The 15,091-nt window shown below is 72.0% G+C and carries 12 protein-coding genes; 4 read left to right on the top strand and 8 right to left on the bottom strand.

Features of this window, described 5'->3' with window-relative positions:
• The first annotated feature begins 67 nt into the window (after window positions 1-67).
• From CA12_RS21520 to CA12_RS21530, 3 genes are all read left to right on the top strand, one after another.
• Complete coding sequence (locus tag CA12_RS21520; RefSeq protein ID WP_145361165.1) at window positions 68-2,152, top strand: DUF4340 domain-containing protein; 2,085 nt, start codon at window positions 68-70, stop codon at window positions 2,150-2,152.
• An 89-nt stretch (window positions 2,153-2,241) separates the two neighbouring features.
• Window positions 2,242-2,907 carry a thioredoxin family protein gene (locus CA12_RS21525; protein ID WP_145361166.1) on the top strand — a complete coding sequence of 222 codons (666 nt, stop codon included), beginning with the start codon at window positions 2,242-2,244 and terminating at the stop codon, window positions 2,905-2,907.
• 140 nt (window positions 2,908-3,047) lie between these two features.
• On the top strand, window positions 3,048-4,709 hold the full coding sequence (locus CA12_RS21530; protein ID WP_145361167.1) for a hypothetical protein: 1,662 nt from the start codon (window positions 3,048-3,050) through the stop codon (window positions 4,707-4,709).
• 32 nt (window positions 4,710-4,741) lie between these two features.
• Here CA12_RS21530 and CA12_RS21535 read toward each other — a convergent pair whose 3' ends face one another.
• The 4 genes from CA12_RS21535 to CA12_RS21550 form a co-directional block, all read right to left on the bottom strand.
• On the bottom strand, window positions 4,742-5,461 hold the full coding sequence (locus tag CA12_RS21535) for a hypothetical protein (protein ID WP_145361168.1): 720 nt from the start codon (window positions 5,459-5,461) through the stop codon (window positions 4,742-4,744).
• A gap of 129 nt (window positions 5,462-5,590) precedes the next feature.
• Window positions 5,591-6,715, bottom strand: coding sequence for an S-methyl-5-thioribose-1-phosphate isomerase (mtnA, locus tag CA12_RS21540; RefSeq protein ID WP_145361169.1), 1,125 nt, complete (start codon window positions 6,713-6,715; stop codon window positions 5,591-5,593).
• A gap of 25 nt (window positions 6,716-6,740) precedes the next feature.
• A complete protein-coding gene (locus CA12_RS21545; protein WP_145361170.1) occupies window positions 6,741-7,658 on the bottom strand; it encodes a hypothetical protein in 918 nt (305 codons plus the stop codon).
• A 160-nt stretch (window positions 7,659-7,818) separates the two neighbouring features.
• Window positions 7,819-8,970 carry a type IV pilus twitching motility protein PilT gene (locus CA12_RS21550; protein ID WP_145361171.1) on the bottom strand — a complete coding sequence of 384 codons (1,152 nt, stop codon included), beginning with the start codon at window positions 8,968-8,970 and terminating at the stop codon, window positions 7,819-7,821.
• 267 nt (window positions 8,971-9,237) lie between these two features.
• Here CA12_RS21550 and CA12_RS21555 point away from each other — a divergent pair, with 267 nt between their 5' ends.
• Window positions 9,238-10,554: a hypothetical protein gene (locus tag CA12_RS21555; RefSeq protein WP_145361172.1), complete on the top strand. Its 1,317-nt coding sequence runs from the start codon at window positions 9,238-9,240 to the stop codon at window positions 10,552-10,554.
• Window positions 10,555-10,566: 12 nt separating this feature from the next.
• Here the strand turns inward: CA12_RS21555 and CA12_RS21560 are convergent, their stop codons facing one another.
• The 4 genes from CA12_RS21560 to hisF form a co-directional block, all read right to left on the bottom strand.
• A complete protein-coding gene (locus tag CA12_RS21560; RefSeq protein WP_145361173.1) occupies window positions 10,567-11,136 on the bottom strand; it encodes a hypothetical protein in 570 nt (189 codons plus the stop codon).
• Window positions 11,137-11,177: 41 nt separating this feature from the next.
• Window positions 11,178-13,196 (bottom strand): rhamnogalacturonan lyase, encoded by a 2,019-nt coding sequence (locus tag CA12_RS21565; protein WP_165700917.1) that lies wholly within the window; start codon window positions 13,194-13,196, stop codon window positions 11,178-11,180.
• 91 nt (window positions 13,197-13,287) lie between these two features.
• Window positions 13,288-14,091, bottom strand: coding sequence for an ATP-grasp domain-containing protein (locus CA12_RS21570; RefSeq protein ID WP_242688245.1), 804 nt, complete (start codon window positions 14,089-14,091; stop codon window positions 13,288-13,290).
• Window positions 14,091-15,014, bottom strand: a complete 924-nt coding sequence (gene hisF / locus CA12_RS21575; protein ID WP_145361175.1) for an imidazole glycerol phosphate synthase subunit HisF — start codon at window positions 15,012-15,014, stop codon at window positions 14,091-14,093. Before hisF ends, CA12_RS21570 begins: the two co-directional genes overlap by 1 nt.
• Window positions 15,015-15,091 lie beyond the last annotated feature (77 nt).

Below are 15,091 nucleotides of genomic sequence, written 5' to 3' on the forward strand. Positions count from 1 at the left end.
TCCGCGGACCGTCTGAAACCCGTTCAGAGCCCCCAGAGAACGGTCCGCAGAGCGGACCCCACGCCCGATGACCGAAACCGCCCGCACCGCCGCCTTCGCCGCCGTCGCGGCCGTCGCCGTCGCGTTCGCCGCGATCCTCTCCTGGCCCGGCCCCACGCCCGAGACCGCCGGCTTCGAGCAGGTCGGCACGCCGTTCTTCACCGCCTTCGAGACGAACGCCGGCGACTCCGCCGGCAACCTGTCGAAGATCGGCCGATTCACGATCACGGCCTTCGACGCGGACACCGGCGCGATCCAGGACTTCCGCATCCGGCGGGACGAGGAGACCGGCCTGTACGGCATCGCCCCCTACGACTACCCGGCCGAGGCCGCGGAGCAGTTGGCGGAGATCGCCTCGGCCCTCGGTTCGGTCGAACGCACCGCCCTGCAGAGCCGGCGGGCGTCGGACTGGGCGGACCTCGGCGTGGTCGACCCGGCCAGCGAGGACGTCGCCCAGTTGGAGGGCCGCGGCCTGCGGATCGAAGTCCTCGGCGACGACGGCAATACGCTGGCGGACCTGATCGTCGGCAAGGCCGTCGAGGGTCGCGACGGCTACTTCTACGTCCGCGAGCCGCGGGACGACAGCACCTACATCGTCCAACTGGCGAACCTGGACCTGTCGGCCTCCTTCGTCGACTGGATCGACCCGAAGGCGCTGGAGGACGTCGAACCGGCCGAACTCCGCCGGATCACGGTCCCGGACGAAACGGTCGACCCGCAGTCCGGCGAGCTGGTCTCCGGCGACCCGCTGGTTCTCTCCCGCGACGGCTCCGCCGGCGACTGGACTGCCGCCGATCCGCCGGCCGGCAAGAGCGTCGACCAGGCGAAGGTGAATCAGATCGCCAGCGCCGCCTCGGGTCTGATGATCGTCGGCGTGCGGCCCAAGCCGGCCGGACTCAAGCCGGACCTGACGCTGGACCCCGCCGTGGTGCGCAGCCAGGCCCAGTATCAGGCGATCGTGCGGGACGTGACCGGCAAAGGCTTCTCGATCCTGCCCACCGCCGACGGCGGCGGACAGGTGCTCGGCGAAGCGGGCCAGTTGACCGTCTCCACGGCCGAGGGCGTCGCCTACGACCTGGACTTCGGCGAACTGTTCACCGGCAACTCCTACGACTTCGCCGTCGGCGACGCCGGCGAGGGCTACAAGACGCTCGAAGCGAAGCCGGACGCCGCCGCCGCCGAGGGCGACGCCGGGGAAGGCGACGCTGGGGAGGAGGAGGCCGAGGAGGACGCCCGCGGGCGTTACCTGTTCGTCACGGCCCGCGTCGACGCCGCGGCTCTCGGCGAGCCCCCCGTCGAACCGCAGGCCCCGGCGGAGGAGTCGGAAACCGACGAGCAGCCCGCCGACGAGCCGCCCGCGGAAGACGCCGAGGCGTCCGAGGGCGAGGCCGAAGGCGAACCCGATGCGGCTCAGGCCCAGTATGAACAGGACCTCGCCGCCTACCGTACGGAGAAGGCGGCGTACGACCGCAAGCTCGCCGCCGCCGCGGAGCGGGTCGAGGAGCTGAACCGCCGCTACGGCGACTGGTACTACGTCGTGGACGCGGCGGACGTGGCGGAGCTCTCCCTCCGCCCCGCGGCCCTGCTGACCGATGCCCCCCCCGCCCTGCCCGCCGACGGCGCCGCGGGGGAGGCCCCGCCGCCGGGTTCCTCGCCGATCGAAGCGCCGGGCAATCTGCAGGACCTCATCAACGGCCTCTCCCCCGGCATGGGCGAGGGCTCCCCCGCCCCGGGCTCGGAACCGGCCGCCGACCCGGCGGCGGAGGCGACGGGCGAAGAGCCCGCAATGACGGGGGACGCCGCGGAGGCTCCGAACCCGCCCGCTCCGGCTGAAGCCGCGCCCGCTCCGCTGCCGAAACCGACGGCTCCCGCCGACGCGGAATCCGGGAACGCCGGGGCCGAGAACCCCGACGCCGCACGGTCGCCCGTCACCGCGCCGCGGCCGGACCGCCCAACCGCCCCGCAGGCCGAACCGCCGCCGGGCAATCCGAAAGACACGCCCGACTCCGCCGACGGGGCGAGCGAAGCGGAACAGGCGGGTGAAAGCGGTTCACCGGAAGACGCCGATGACGCGGATTCCCCGGCCGAGGGCGGGACGGACGGGGATGAATAATCGGGCGCACGGCAGATAACTCCGGTCGCCCGGCCGATGGGGAGGTCCCCGAGCCGGCCGCGTCGGGGTGCGGAGGTCGAAGCGTGGGAATGACGCTCGCCCCCCGTTCCCCCGAGCATTGGAGCCCCGCCGTGACCCCCTTCGCCCCCGCCGCCCTCCTCCTCACCGCGTTCGTCCCGCCGACCGCAGTTCAGACTGCCGTCGTTCCGCCCGCACCGACCCCTGTGGGCCGGGTCGCGATCTCGTCGCCGGCCCCCGCGGCGACCGCCCTCCCCGTCGTGAAGGCGACGCCGGCGACCACGTCCGCGTCTGCGACCCCCGCCGTCAGCGCGGTCCGCGTCGTCCGCACGCCGGCCGCCGAACCGGTCTGGCGGACGGACCTCACCGCCGCCTTCGCCGAGGCCGGGCAGACCGGCAAGCCGGTGCTCGTGCTGTTCGGGGCGGAGTGGTGCCACTACTGCCACAAGCAGGACGATGAAACGCTGGCCGACGCCGGTGTGAAGAAGGCCCTCGCCGAAGGCTTCATCCCCGTCCGGCTGGACGTGGACGAGCACCGGAGGGTGTCCGAGATTCTCCAGGTCGACACGCTGCCGCAGGCGGTGATGCTGTCTCCGAAGGCCGATCTGCTGGGCCGGACGAAGGGCTATCACACGGCCTCGCAGTTCAAGACGGCGCTGACGCAGGCGAACGCCAAGCACGCCGCCGCCATGGCCAGCCGCGTCGCCGCCGCCCCGGCGGAATCGGCGACCTACTGACCGTCCCTGCGCCGCCCCGGCTCGGGCCGCCGGATCAGGCCGCCGGATTGACCGGTCGGACCGCCGAAACGGGGCCGCCGTGCCGGGCCGGAAACCGCCCGGCGGTTGAAGGTTTCGGGCGGCGGCGGTAGCGTTCCGAGATGCCCGCGCCCGCCACCGGACCCGATTCTGACGACAGCTGGGAGGACCTCGCCGGGGACCTCTTCGGAATCGACCTGACAAAGTCCGCCGCCGCGGAGGAAGACGACGACGACTTCCTCGATCCGCCGGCGCCCAAGCGCGGCGCCGCCAAGGGCGCCGAGGTCACCGCCGCCGGCGAAATCGCCGCCCCCACGGCCGCCCGCGTGAACCACGTCGGCGACGCCCCCGCCCCGGACGAGGTCGAAGCCCTCGACGCCGCGGACGAAGACGACAGCGACGACGACGATCCGCTGGCCGATCTGGGCGACGGATTCTTCATCGACGAGGAGAAGCCGGCCCCCAAGAAGTCCGGCCCCCGCCGCTCGCAGCCGGCTAAGGCGAAGCCGAAGGCCGAGGAAGAGGAGCCGAAGGCCAAGCCTCGCCGCCGCTCCCGGGTCGCTGCCAAGAAGGATGAGGACGTCGCTGAAGACGTCGCGGAGGAGAAGCCCTCCCGCAGTCGCCGCGCCCCGAAGCCCGTCGCCCCGAAGCCCGTCGCTGCGAAGGCCAAGCCGCCGGTGAAGGACGACGACGACGCGGACTTCTTCGGCTTCGGCGACGACGACGAGGAGGAAGACGACGTCCTCGCCGAGGAGGCGGAGGCCGACGAGGACGACTTCGACGACGAGGAACCGGAAGACGACGGCGCCGACGCGGCCGGGGCGGACGAATTCTGGGAAGCGTTGGACGATTGGGATTGGGACGGCGGCGGTTCTTCGGCCGGCAGCGCCTCCAGCGCCAAGGCGTCCGACGACAAGCCGGCCGACCGCGGCGCCTCCGCCCGCTCCGGCGGCCGCGGCGCCGCGAAGTCGGACTCCGACCGCTCCTCCCGGGGTCGGTCGACCCGGGCCCGGAACACCGATCGGGACGACGAGGCCGGTTCCGCCCCCCGGCGCTCCCGCTCCTCCCGCGACGAACGCGTCGAATCGGAGGAGCCGAAACGCCCCGCCCGCCGCAGCGCGGCCGCGGCGGAATCCACCGAGGAAGAGGATCGCCCCAAGCGTCGTCGGGGCCGCGGCCGTGCGTCCGCCAAGGCGGAATCGTCGCGGCCGGAGGAGGCGGACGAATTCGCCGCCGCCTTGGACGGCGACGATGACGACGGGTTCTCCGCCGGCCTGGACAGCGATGACGTGGAAGCGGCGGACCGCTCTCCCCGCGACGCCGACGACGATTCCGACGACGACGCGGAACGCCCCCGCCGTCGGCGCCGCCGCCGCGGCCGCGGCGGTCGGTCCCGTGATCAGGAGGAGACCCGCACCGACCGGGATGAGGACGACGACGCGGACGAGGAACCCGCCGGCTTCGACGAAGACGCGGCCGACGAGGTCGCCTCGGACGAGGACGACGACTTCGGCGATCTCGGCTTCGACAGCGACGACGAGGCGGACGACGACGAGGACGAACGGCCCTCCCGCCCCCGCGGCCGGTCGCGCCGGGGCTCCCGTGCCTCCGGCTCCGGTTCCGCCCGCGACGAACGCCGCGACGGCGGCGAGGCCGTCGACTACGGCGACGTCCCCACCTGGGCGGACTGCATCGCCGCGTTGAGCTTCGGCGGCGGCAACCCCGACGGCGGCAGCGGCGGCGGGAGCCGCGGCGGTCGCGGCCGCAGTCGCAGCCGGCGGTAACGCGGGCCGATCCCCAGCAATCGTCCTGTCTGTCAGTCAGGCTCAGATTGGCTGCGAGCGGCCCTCACATTCGCGCGTAGCCACTTGGCCAGTCGTCTTGCGGCGGGGCGTCGGTGCGCGGTGAATAGGCGTTGGTCCAGGTCGATCGCCTGCCGCGCCGCCTCGGCCTTCGAGAGGCGGACGACGACCTCGAACCGGCGGGGGGCCTCCTCGTCCGACTCTTCGCGCACCTTGATCGACCGAACGTCGCGGAGCGGAACCGCGATCCGGCGGGTCCGCGGCCGTGTGATCGGCAGGGCGAGGACCTGCGTTTCCGAGTCGATGACCAGATCGTACCGGCCGGCATGTCTCCAACGGCGGACGCGGTCCCACCAAAAGAGCGACGCCCCGACGACCGTCGCCAGTCCGACCGCGGCGGTCCCGGGGGAGGCCGCAGGATCGGTCGTCGTCGGGAAGATGCAGGACACGACGAACGCGGAGATCGTCGCGGCCAACGTCCCGGCCTCCACCGGCCGAAGCGCCGACAGATCGACCCGCTGCCGCGGCCCGTCGTCGATCACGTTCAGACGCCCCCGCTCCCGCCAGATTCGCCAACCGAAGACCGCGGCGAAGCAGGGGGCGATCAAAAACGGCAGGGCCAGTTGCACGCATAAAAGCATCTCGCCGCGCGACGCCGTCAGATTGAAGAGCGATTCGAGGCGACAGAGCGGGGCGAAGCCGAGTGAGCCGTTAAGTACGTCGGAGATCGTCACTTGTTTTCCCGTGAGCGGGGGCTCAGGGGGAGCGATTGAATCATTGAACGGCGGGGGCGATCCGCAGGTGGGGCGGTGGGAGCGAGGTGCCCGGAAACGTCGGGGCCGCCGCCACGGTTCAACAGAGCCTCAGGCGTCCGCCAAATGGGCCGCGACCGCCTCCGCGGTGGGGGACGGGATCACGCCGCGTTCGGTCACGAGGGCCGCGATCAGGTCGGCGGGGGTGACGTCGAAGGCCGGGTTGTAGGCCTCGGCGCCGTCGGCGGCGGTGCGAAGGCCGCCGTAGTTCAGCACCTCGGCGGCGTCCCGCTGTTCGATCGGAATTTCCTTGCCGGAGGCCAGCTCCCGGTCGAAGGTGCTCGTCGGGGCGGCGATGTAGAACGGCACGTGGAAACGGTGCGCGAGCACGGCCAGCGGGAAAGTGCCGATCTTGTTGGCGGCGTCGCCGTTGGCGGCCACGCGGTCCGCCCCGGTGACGACCGCGTGCACCCGGCCGGTCGCCAGCAGGCTGGCGGCGGCGGAGTCGCACAGCACGGTCGTCGGCACGCCGCGGCGGGTCAGTTCCCACGCCGTCAGGCGGGCGCCCTGGAGCAGCGGGCGGGTTTCGTCCGCGTAGACCCGCACCCGGCGGCCGGCGTCGGTCGCCCGGCGGTGGGCCTCGAACAGCACCGCCAGCGCCGTGCCGTCCCCGGCAGTCGCCAACCCGCCGGCGTTGCAGTGGGTCAGCAGCCCCAACTCCCCGTCCCCGGCGGGCTCCGGCAGCAGGTCGGCGCCGTGGCGGCCGATCGCCGCGCACATCGCCCGGTCCTCCGCCTCGATGGCCTGGGCCTCCTCCAGCAGGCGGACGAGGGCGTCCCCCGGGGAGAGGTCCGGTTCGGCGGAGAGAGCCCGACGGCAGCGGGCCAGCGCCCAGAACAGGTTCACCGCGGTCGGCCGGCTGGCGGCGAGCTTCTCGGCGCTGGCGGCGAGGGCGGCGTCGAACGCCGCCCGGTCCCCCTTCATCGGACCGGGCGTCGGGGCGAGGGCCTGCCGCACCCCGAGCAGCAGGCCGAACGCCGCGGACACGCCGATGGCCGGCGCCCCGCGGACGCTCAGGCGCCGGATGGCGCCGAACACATCTTCGTCGGTGCGGCAGGAGAGCGTGACGACCTCCCCCGGCAGCCGGGTCTGGTCCAGCAGTTCCAGCGAGCCTGTCAGAGCGTCGCCGACCCACCGCAGGGTCGGGGGGGCGGCGGGGGGAGAAGACTCGGACATGGGCGACTCTCCGTTCGTTCGATCGTCACGGGACGGCGGGGGCGGCGGCGGGAGCGTTGACCGTGCGTCCGCTGACGCGGGCCAGCGCGAGGGCCAGCAGCGCTCCGAAGCCGAAGAACATCAGCCCCTGCTCCCAGCGGCCCAGCGGCACCGGCCGGTGGAGGCCGCGGGCGTCGAAGGTGTTCGCCGTCACGCTGCCCAGCACCACGCCGACGATCGGCATCAGCATCCCGGAGACGACCCCCGCCGCAACGCCCGCCAGCGTCGGACCGCCCATCGCCCCGGCCAACGACCACTTCGGCGCCTTTCCGAGCGAGAACCGCACCGCGATCCCGGCGGCGGCCCCGATCAGGCCCAGTTGGAAGGCGTAGGCGAACATCGCCGGGAACAGTTGTCGGTCGCCGACGGCCCCCCCCCAGCCGGAGACGGCGTCGGAAACGAGGATTTCCAGCGTCACGAGTGCGGCGAGCACCCCGGCGGCGGCGCCCAACCCCAGCCCCGCCCCCGCCCCGCGGAGCGTGCGGCGACCGCGGGACGACGCGGCCGCCGCACCGGCGGGCGCACGGCACAGGCCGCCGGCGGCCCCCAGCAGGCCGGCCGTCAACGCTGCCGCCGCCGCCAACGCCGAGCAGTCCATCCACCGGATCCGGCGGCGGATCGATTCGAGTTCCAGCTGCCGCTGCTCGTCCGTCGCGTCGCGGGGAGCGATGTAGACGGGCGTCCGCACGTACATTTCGTACTGAATCTGCCGCGCCGACAGCAGGGAGAGCGACGCCGCGACGAGGGCGGCGACCACGAAGATCGGCAACCGGGCCCAGTCGGGCAGCCCGCGTCGGTCGGCGCCCGCCGGGGGCGGCCCGTTCGCCCCGGGGGGGCGGGGGGCGAACGCCCCAGGGGCCGTGCCGGCGACGGGCGTGGCCGGGGCGTTCGAATCAGGCGTCACGGCAGTCCGGGGAGAGGTCACATATCGGAGCGTATGCGGCGAGCGAGGTCAGACTAGCCGCGTCCGGTCCCCCCGTCACTCGGCCGCCGGGCGCCGTGACCCATTGGTCCGCATTCGGGGGCCGCATTCTGCCGGCGGCCGGCGAGATGCGGGCGGCGGCTCACAGGATCGAGGAGCCCTTCACGTTGATGCCCTTCAGAGCCATCTTGAGTTCCTCGGCGTTCGGGCTGACCTCGAAGGCGACGGCCCGGGAGATAAAGTCCTTCTCCACGAAATATTGCAGGGAGTCGTTGAATTTCTGCATGCCCTCCTGCTTGCCGAGGCTGATGGCCTGGGCCAACTTCTCGTCCTTCTCCTCCATGATGAGTTTCCGCACCGTGGGGTTGAAGGTCATAATTTCCACGATCGGCACCCGCTTCGGGGCGTCTTCGCCTTCGAGAATCGTGGGCAGCAGTTTCTGGGCGACGATGGCCTTCATATTGAAGACCATCGAACTGCGGATCGCCGCGTGCATGTCCTGCGGGAACAGGTCGAGAATACGGCCGATGGTCGACGGCGCCGTGCTGGCGTGGATCGTGCCGAACACAAGGTGGCCGGTTTCCGCGGCGTGAATGGCGGTCTCGAAGGTCTCGCGGTCGCGCAACTCGCCCACCAGCATGATGTCCGGGTCTTCCCGCACCGCGTGCTTCATGGCGACCTCGAAGTCGATCACGTCCTGCCCGATCTCCCGCTGATTAATCAGGCACTTCTCCGCCTCGTAAATATATTCGATCGGGTCTTCGATCGTCAGAATATGCTTCCGCATATTGTGGTTCACCCAGTTCAACATCGACGCGATCGTCGTCGATTTACCGGACCCGGTGACGCCCGCCAGCAGGACCATGCCCTGGTCGAACTTGCAAAGGCTCTCCATTACCGGGGGAAGGTTCAGATTATTGAAGTCGGGAATGAATCGCTCGATCCGCCGGGCGACCATGCCGGTTTTGCCCATCTGGGTGAGCAGGTTCACGCGGAAGCGCCAACTGTCCCCGTCCAAGTCCATGATCTTGGCGAAGTCCGCCCCGCCGTCCCGGTGGAAAATATCGAGGTTCCGCTGGTCCATCATCGGGAACAGCAGGTCGATCATGCCCTCCTCCGTGATGGGCGGCTGATCGAGTTCCCGCAGCGTGCCCCGGATGCGCAACACCGGGGGGCGACCGACCTGCAGGTGAATGTCGCTGGCCTTCAACTTGATGGCCGCTTTAAAAATGCGGTCAATCTCCAGCGGGGCGCCCTGCTTGAAGGTCGATTCGGTCCACTCGCGGGCTAGCACAGGTCGGGTCTCGCGGTCGGGGCGACGGGGAAGCGGGCCGAAGGGGCCGGGACGGAAGGAGCCGGGGCGGCCGAGGGGCACGGGCGACGGGTCCGCAGTTTACCGCCGCCCATCGGCGCAAACGAGGGGCGACGGCCGGCCCGCGAGGGCGCCGCGTCGACGCGTCCGCGGATCCCGCCGCCGCGGGGCGGTACAATCGGTCCCGTCCGTCGCCCGCCCGCCCCGCCCGGCCGTGTCGCTTTCGATCTCCCGCCGCGAAGAAGACCGTTGATCGGCGGGGAACGGGTCGCCGTCGTCGAGGACGGAACCGGCGTCGGCGCCGGTTCGGGGGAGGATCGTGACGGCGGCGGGCGGCTGATCGTCGCCGTGGCCGCCGCCGGGCCGCTGCGGACGGCCCGGGCGGGGGTGTTCGCGGTGGTGCTCAACGGGTTCGTGCTGAGCCTCGTCGTGGCCGTTTGGACTCAGAACCCCAACGCCTGGAATGGCCGGGCGATCGTCGGTCTGGCCCTGATGAGCGCCGGCGGGCTGGCGGTCGCGGCGCCCTTCCTGTGGGCTTGGGCGAAGCGGGCCTTCACGCGGACGCTGATCCTCGTGGACGACTCCTCGCTGGTCGTCCGCACCCGCTGGGCGTTGCCGTGGGTTGAGAAGAAGGCCCGCATCACCCGCGACCGCCGCGGCCCGACCGACCACGCCACCGCCCGCCGCCGCGGGGCGTGGTGGTGGCCCGGCGGGGCGGTGCGGACGGTGCGGGCGTTCGCCGGCGGCCCCGGCCGTACCGTCGCCGCCGCCCTGCCCCCGGAGGAGGAGCGGCGGTTGCTCGATCTGCTCAACGCCCGGCTGCTCTCGCCCACGGCGCCGGCGGTGGTGATCCGGGCGACCTTCGCCCCCGAGGTGCGGGCCGTGCTCCAGGGCGGCTGGCCGGTACGGCGCTCCATGAGCCCGGAGGCCCTGCGGAACGACGTCCGCCGAGGCCGCCTGCGGGTGACGGAGGAGAAGGACGAGGTCGGAACTCGCACGGTGATTCGCACGCCGGCCTACGAACGCTGGGGGGACCGGCTGGCGACGGGGATGGTGCTGATCGGCTTCGGCGTGGTCGGCACGCTGACGCTCGGCTGCCTGGGGGCGGCCGGGTTGATGGGCGGATTGCCCTTGTGGTTCCAACTGGGCCTCGCCGCGGCGCCGGCGGCGCTGTTCACGGTCGTCCCGCTGATCTACGGCGTGTGGGCCGGGCTGGGGCGGGTGACGGTGACGATCGGCACGCCGGTCGGGGCGGACCCGTTCCAGCCCCCGCCGCCGGCGGAAATCGTTTCCCGCTGGCATGTTGGTCCGTTCGGCGTGAGCTGGCGGGCGGAGGCGGCCGAGGTGCGGGCGGTCTGGATCAGCGGGAACGTGATCCGCCCCGGCCACCGGCAGGAAGGCGTGGGCGAGCCCCGCAAGGTGTGCGCCCTCACCCCGCACCTGGCGATCCCCGTGACCGGCGACTACCTCCGCGACTCCACCCGCGCCCAGACCGCCGCGGTGGTCCGCTGGGCACTGCTGAAACACGGCAGCGCCCTACCCGGCCTGCCGGGCGAGGAGCCGTGAGGTGACGCCGCGTTAAGCACGGTGCTGGGTGATCCAGTCGAAATACGCCGCCGCCAGAACGACTTGCGGAGTGGTTTCGAATGAGTCTGGCACAACCGTCGTTCGCCCGAACGATTGATGCAGCCACGCTGTCGGGTTGGTCCATCGCGTCCACCCACCGGGCGCCTGCCAAACGCAACCTTTCAACGGACTGACCCCCGAGTCATCGGCGTACCAGAGCCTGTCGCCAGCGAACGCCCCGAAGCGAAAAAGCCGGCCGACGTCCCGTCCCTCCACCTCCACCGTCAACGCCTGCTTCACCTGTTCGGCGTTCGGCGGGCGGGGGAACTCGTCGTCGCCTGCCGCGTCGACACCCGCCACGCAAGGAATGAGCGTTGCCGTGCGGCGGTCGAACCAGGGCTCGCCAACGCAGCGGACGACCGCCGTTCCGTCCGCCGCAGATTGAAACTGGAGTTCGTAAGCGTTTTGGCGGTCGCCCCACCGGCCGGTCCCCGGAACGGTGGCGAACCGGCCGCCGATGCGGAACGCGGGGCGGTCGCCCCGTTTCGGCGGCTCCGCGAGTTCGCGCGGCGCTTCGCTCATAGTCACTGTGGGGAGTAGGGCGACGAACGTCCCGACCGCCTTCAGCGGACGTACCGCACCGCAAACGGCGGCTGGGGCAGCGGCATGCCGGGGCCGAGGTAGAAGCCCGTGTGGGCGGACTGGTTGTAGCCGACGTTCTGCCAGTCCACCGACACCCGATAGTGCGGATCGTGCATCAACGTCCGCAGGCGATGCGGAGTGGGGATCGTGCTGACGAAAATCATCAACCGGCTGCTGTCCCGCGAGCGCAGGATCAGCTCCTCCCGCCAATCGCCCAGCACGTCCGCGGCCAGGCAGGGGTTGGCCTTCGTCCCGTTGTTGGCGGCGCCGTCGTACGGCTCCCGATAGCCCGTCACCAGCCGGATCTCGTCGCCGGTTTCGGGGTCCCATTTGTCGACGATCGTGCCGTTCAGCAGTTCGCGGGTGAGATCGCCGTCCCACCAGAGGCCCATGTTCGTCCAGCGAGGTTTGCGGGGATGAATCATGTCGCCGTGGACGTCGTACACGCCCGGGCCGCCGGAGCTCCAGAACTCGAAGCCGGGGGAGGCGGGGTCGACGTCGAAGGCGACGCCGCGGCCGACGTCCCGGCGGGGGAACTTCTTCCAGATCGCCGAGCCGTCCGCGGCCCGGAACTCCATGCCGGCGTCGTGGCCTTCGCCCTCGTGAATGTCGAACACCTCCAGCCCCGGGCGGCCCGGGTCCATATCGGTCACGTGCAGGGCGTCACCGTGGCCCAGGCCGGTGGTGTAGAGGCCGGTCCCGTCGTCGTCGATCGCGCAGGCGCCGAGGACGATCTCGTCGCGGCCGTCGCCGTCCAGATCGGCGACGGAGACCTGATGATTGCCCTGCCCCACGTACCCGGCGAGGTCCGGGCGGCCGAGGGTGTCGAAGGTCCAGACGTGCTCCAGCCGCCCGTCCCGCCACCGCCAGGCGGCCAGACAGGTCCGCCCGCCGCGGCCGCCGCGACCGCTGTAGTACCCGCGGCCGGTGACGAGGTGCGGGCGCTCCCCGTCCAGATAGGCGACGCAGGCGGAGAAGCGGTCCATCCGGTTCCCGTAGTCGTCGCCCCACACGTCCCAGATCTGATCGCCGGCGGGGCTGTCGGTCTCCGGGTGGCGTTGCGGGACGAAGAACGTCGAAGCGAGGGCCGCCCCGGTGCGACCGTCGAAGACCGTCAGGAACTCCGGCCCGCGGAGGATCGCACCGTCCCGGCCGCGGTGGTCGGCGGTCGGGTCGCCGAGAACTTCCCCCCGGCCGTCGACTGTCCCGTCGGCGGTTTTCAACACGACTTCGCCGCGGTCGTCGCCGTCGAGGTCGTAGGCCGTCATCTGCATGATGTGGGCGGAGGCGGCGACGTTCGGCCCCAGATCGATCCGCCACAGGCGTTCGCCGTCGAGGGTGAGGGCGTCGATCAGCACCGGCCCGGTCCCGCCGGGCCGGGCGCCGCCTCCGCCGCCGCGGGTGTTCGTCGGCTCCCACCGCAGCACGATCTCGTAGTCGCCGTCGCCGTCCAGATCCGCGACCGCGGCATCGTTCGCCGTGTAGCCGAACGGTCGGCCGTTTCGATCGACCCCGTCCCCCGGCCGTTCGAGGGGCACGCTGAGGTACGGCCGCAGCGCCGCCCCCGCCGGCCGACGGAACGTCCCGCCGAGGTCCCCCTCCAACCCCGGCCCCACGGCCTCCACCCGCCAGATCGTCTCTGCGGCCGAGTCCCAATCCTCGTCGACGAACCAGGTGTCTCGCAGCGGTTCGTCGTGGAGGACCGTCTCCGGCCCGTCGCCGGTCGTGCGAGACAGGCGGAAGCGAACCGCCTCCGGATCGCGGCCCAACATCCGCCAACTGAGAAAGGCGCCGCCGCCGTCTTGAGGAATCGCGACCAACCCGCGGTCCAGCCGTTCGACCTGACGCAGGGGGGCGAAGGTCGGTCCGCGATCGGACGTCGTCTCGGCAGCGGGATCGCTCCCGTCCCGGGGCGTCTGAGCGACGGCCGGCGCGACGCACGGGAGGACGGAGAGTGCAGCAAGCGCGGCGAGGGCGAAGCGACGGGTCGTCCAAAGCATGGGCACAGGCTCTGCGAGGCGGCAATGTCCGGCGGCGACATCCGGCCGCCAGCGTCAGTCTATTCTCCCCTGCCTCGCCCGCCCCTGCCGCTCAGGCCGTGACGGCGGCATAGGCCGCGGCGACGATCACCCCGCGGTCGCACCCGTACAGACTTGCGCAGGCGAACGCTCCGACCTCCAACACGAACAGACTGCCCTCGCTTTCGCACAGATCCAGACACCACAGCGGATCCGGCGCGTAGCCGGTCGCGGCCGCGGCGTTCGCCAGCCGTCGCACCGCCGCCGGCAACTCCGGTTCAACGCGCGGTCCGGCCGGGTCGCGGTAGAGGCACCCGGCAACGACCGCTCCCGCGGCGATCACCGCCCGCCACTCTCGCTCCACCCTCCGCGGCCGACACGCCAGCACCGGCTCGGAGGGCGGCACGTCGTAGAACGCGAGCCGCTCGACGTCGGCCTGCCAGGTCGCGGCCCGCAGCAGCGTCCCGCCGAACGGTTTCGACGCGGCGTCCGGTCGAACGAAGACCTCTCCCCCCGCCCCGACCGCATCCAATACAGCCTCCCGACGGTCGATCAGCTCCGCGAGTGCGAGCCGCACCGGCTCCGCGTTGAGCAGCCACGGCCCCAGCGGTCGGGAGTAAACCTCGAATCGGAGTGCTGGAAAGTTCGCCCACACCCCGGCCGGGGCGCCGGCCGCAGTCCACGCCGCGGCGGCCTCCACCGAACCGCGGAACACGACCGGTCCGCCCCCGGCAACGCGGTTCAGCGCTTCGGGATCGGTCGAGTCACACTCCGTCAGCGTGCCGCCCGCGGCCGCGACGGCGGCGGGTAACGGGTCGTCGGGCGGGAGCACGTCCGGATCGACCATCCACCGCACCAGGCGACCGTGTTCCTGCATCACGCCGCCTCAACCAACCGCACGTTGACCCCCCGCTTCGCCAGCGCCCGTTTGCAGTCGGGGACGGGGTGGGTGCCGTCGTGGAAGATGCTGGCGGCGAGGACGGCGTCGGCGTGGCCGTCGGTGAGGGCGTCGTACAGGTCGTCCGGGGAGCCGGCGCCGCCGCTGGCGACGACGGGGATGCCCACCGCCCGGCTGACCGCCTCGGTGATCTCCAGGTCGTAGCCGGTTTGGGTGCCGTCGGCGTCCATGCTGGTCAGCACGATCTCGCCGGCGCCGCGGTCGGCCATCTCGATCGCCCAGGCGACCGCGTCCAGTCCGGTCGGCAGACGACCGCCGTTGATGTGGACGTCCCAGGCGCAGGTGGGGAGGGGGGAGGAGTGAGGGGGGAGGAGACAGCTCTCCGCCCACCGCTTCCGGAAGCCCGGCTGCGTCGGAGCGGGGCGTTCGATCGTCCGCAAGCGGTTCGGCCAATCGAACGTTTCCCCCCCTCCCTCCTCACTCCTCCCCCCTCTCCAAGCAACCCTGCGCGGGTCGATGTTCACCACGATGCACTGGGCCCCGAAGCGTTTGGAGGCTTCGCTGATGAAATCCCGGTCGCGGACAGCGGCGCTGTTGACGCTCACCTTGTCCGCCCCGGCGTTCAGCAGGGCCCGCACGTCGTCGCAAGTGCGGACGCCCCCGCCGACGGTCAGCGGCATGTGGACCTCGTCGGCGGTGCGGCGGACCACGTCCAGGATTGTGCCGCGGCCCTCGTGACTGGCGGTGATGTCGAGGAAGACCAGTTCGTCGGCGCCGTCCTGCTCGTAGCGGCGGGCGACGTCGACCGGGTCGCCGGCGTCGCGCAGGTTGACGAAGTTCACCCCCTTCACCACCCGCCCGCCGTGGACGTCGAGACAGGGAATTATGCGGGCGGCGGGCATGAGCGGGGCGAACGAACGGGAACGACGGTCGGCGGCAGAATAGCGACGGGCGTGCCGAGTGCGGATTCGCCCGGACG

Source organism: Alienimonas californiensis, assembly GCF_007743815.1.
GTDB lineage: Bacteria > Planctomycetota > Planctomycetia > Planctomycetales > Planctomycetaceae > Alienimonas > Alienimonas californiensis.

Excerpts from the sequence above, each read along its gene's own strand:
- CA12_RS21520 (WP_145361165.1), top strand. The coding sequence starts at position 68 with ATGACCGAAACCGCCCGCACCGCCGCCTTCGCCGCCGTCGCGGCCGTC.
- CA12_RS21525 (WP_145361166.1), top strand. The coding sequence starts at position 2,242 with ATGACGCTCGCCCCCCGTTCCCCCGAGCATTGGAGCCCCGCCGTGACC.
- CA12_RS21530 (WP_145361167.1), top strand. The coding sequence starts at position 3,048 with ATGCCCGCGCCCGCCACCGGACCCGATTCTGACGACAGCTGGGAGGAC.
- mtnA (WP_145361169.1), bottom strand. The coding sequence starts at position 6,715 with ATGTCCGAGTCTTCTCCCCCCGCCGCCCCCCCGACCCTGCGGTGGGTC.
- CA12_RS21560 (WP_145361173.1), bottom strand. The coding sequence starts at position 11,136 with ATGAGCGAAGCGCCGCGCGAACTCGCGGAGCCGCCGAAACGGGGCGAC.
- CA12_RS21565 (WP_165700917.1), bottom strand. The coding sequence starts at position 13,196 with ATGCTTTGGACGACCCGTCGCTTCGCCCTCGCCGCGCTTGCTGCACTC.
- CA12_RS21570 (WP_242688245.1), bottom strand. The coding sequence starts at position 14,091 with ATGCAGGAACACGGTCGCCTGGTGCGGTGGATGGTCGATCCGGACGTG.
- hisF (WP_145361175.1), bottom strand. The coding sequence starts at position 15,014 with ATGCCCGCCGCCCGCATAATTCCCTGTCTCGACGTCCACGGCGGGCGG.